Consider the following 2393-nt stretch of genomic DNA (forward strand, 5'->3'; position numbering starts at 1 on the left):
GTATATCAACGGACAAATTATCCAAAAGCCGGTGCGGAAGCACAGCACCATTCAAACCGAATTTGCCAGCGTTGTTAATGCCTCCCTCAAGCCACAAAAAGCAGGGCGTGCCTTTTCTGAGCTGCGCTGCACCTTTGGTGGCCAGTCGATTATCCCCGATGTGTCAGTCTTTGCCTGGGCCAATATTCCCCGCGATGACAATGGCGAAATTGCTAATGTATTTGAGATCGCACCCGACTGGAGTGTGGAGATTCTCTCTCCAGGTCAAAGCCAAACCCTAGTGACTAAAAATCTACTTCACTGCCTAAATCACGGAACTCAGATGGGCTGGCTGATTGACCCATTCGAGCAAACTGTTTTTATTTGCCTGCCAGAGCAACAACCTCAGGCATTTGACCAGCCAGAGCAGAGTGTACCAGTACCCGATTTTGCCCAGACGCTGAAGCTGACAATCGCCTCCGTTTTCGGCTGGCTGTTGGAATAGCTAGAACTGTCGCCAGTCAAATTTGTGAGTCAGCTGAATACAAGCAGGTAGTACTTAGACAACGCTCATCACAAATGTAATTTATTGATACTACCGCATCCCGACAATCACGGATACCCTTCTGATAGCTATCGACTAGGCTGTATACAGAAATATACCGAGTCGATGTAACGCCTTACATTAATGTGACTGATGTTAAAAATTTCTTTAATCCTGAACTTTGCTGCAATGAGACAGAAGTAGAGAGTAAATTTATTGTTCATTATCTGCTACCAGCCCTGGGGTACACACCTGGCGACTGGGGCCAAGAAGTAACACTTGGTAATTTTCGTCTAGATTTTCTTGCGATCGCATACAGCTTCTTCCCAATTAAGCATAAATTTCGACTGGTCATAGAAGCGAAAGGCCCAAAAGCCTCCCTAGATCCCCATGTCAGGAAACTAAGACAATACCAAACCCGGTTTCAGGCACGATATGGTTTACTCACCAATGGAAAAAAGATACGGATCTATGAGTGGTCTAAGCCTGATTTCGAACTTGTCATGGAGTTTGGGGGTGCCGATATTGAGAACCATATTGAGGAACTACGCCAACTCATCGGCAAGGATGCAAAACCGAAACCGAGACCATCTAAATCTGTTACTAAAGAATATAGGAGACATAATATGAAAACAATTGCGGTTTATCACAACAAAGGCGGTGTCGGCAAAACAACGACGGTTATGAATTTAGCGGCTGCGCTAAGTCGTAAAGGCAAAAGGGTTTTAGTGATTGATCTAGATGCCCAAGCTAATACCACATTTGCCGCTGGACTAGTTAAGTTTCATGATGAACTAGAAGACGATATTAAAGAGGCCTATATCTACCACGTTATTTTAGAGAGGAATAAGTTTCCTCTTTACGAAGTTGCCCGTAAAACCGAGTTTACGAAATCAGGTTTCGATGTCGTCCCTAGCCATATTGAGTTGATGGAAAAGGAAAGTGAGCTATCGGAAGCCTTAACCTCTCTAACTCGCTTGGAAGCTAAGCTCAATCAGGTGAAGGATAGTTATGATGTTGTATTAATTGATACACCTCCATCTCTCAATTTGTATGCCAAAATTGCCCTCATTAGTGCTGACTATTTAATCATTCCATCTGATTTAAAGCCGTTCGCAAATGAGGGGCTAAGAAATGTCAGAAATTTTATTGAAGGAGAGATCAACGACTTCAGAGAAGCTATCTCAAAAGGTCCTCTGCAGATACTAGGAGTATTACCATCCAAAATCAGCACAGCTAGTCGATTCAAGCAATATACCTTACCGAAAATGGAAGCTATTATTCCAACCCGTTATAATTTTTCTTTGCTGGGGTCAAGGATTTTCGAACGTCGTGCCGTTTCAGCAGCAATCGAGCGTACGATTCCCGTAGGAGAAATGGATATTCCAGATCCAGTTTCTATTTTTGATCATGAGCCTAGCTCTCAATCTGCCGAAGAATTTGAACAGCTTGGCAATGAGATTATTCAACGTGTAGGTATCTAGACAAGATACAACCAGTTTAATGATGTTTGCTGATTTTTATCATGAAGCTAGGGACCTCGTTAGTCGATATTGAAAATATTCAAATCGATCAAGATTTGCCTGACATTGATGCCTCTTTTCTAGAAAGAGCGGCTAACTCTATAGCCACTCTTGGTGACATGATTACGATTCCAATCGTTCGCTTTCTTGGCGTTGACGAATATAAGCTGATTTCTCATTTCTCAGAGTATCAAGCATTTTTAAAGGCAAGAAGCTTAAATGCCGAGATACCTGACAGAATACGCGTTTTTATCACAAATAAAGACGATGAAGAGAAGTTACTTGATCAGGTTAAGATTCTTCAGAAGGGAGATAAGTTATCAGCACCAAGTCCGTCATCATCCAAC

The 2393-nt window shown here is 42.5% G+C and carries 3 protein-coding genes; all 3 read left to right on the forward strand.

Annotated elements, in window-relative coordinates; translation table 11 throughout:
* Positions 1 to 484 (forward strand): Uma2 family endonuclease (locus IQ260_RS29890; protein WP_193996689.1); only part of this gene is annotated, 484 nt, incomplete at its 5' end.
* A gap of 185 nt (positions 485 to 669) precedes the next feature.
* On the forward strand, positions 670 to 2007 hold the full coding sequence (locus IQ260_RS31795) for an AAA family ATPase (protein ID WP_193996690.1): 1338 nt from the start codon (positions 670 to 672) through the stop codon (positions 2005 to 2007).
* A gap of 41 nt (positions 2008 to 2048) precedes the next feature.
* A partial coding sequence (locus IQ260_RS29900; protein ID WP_193996691.1) for a hypothetical protein occupies positions 2049 to 2393 on the forward strand: 345 nt, incomplete at its 3' end.

It is taken from the genome of Leptolyngbya cf. ectocarpi LEGE 11479, from assembly GCF_015207065.1.
Classification (GTDB): Bacteria; Cyanobacteriota; Cyanobacteriia; order Phormidesmidales; family Phormidesmidaceae; genus Leptothoe; species Leptothoe ectocarpi.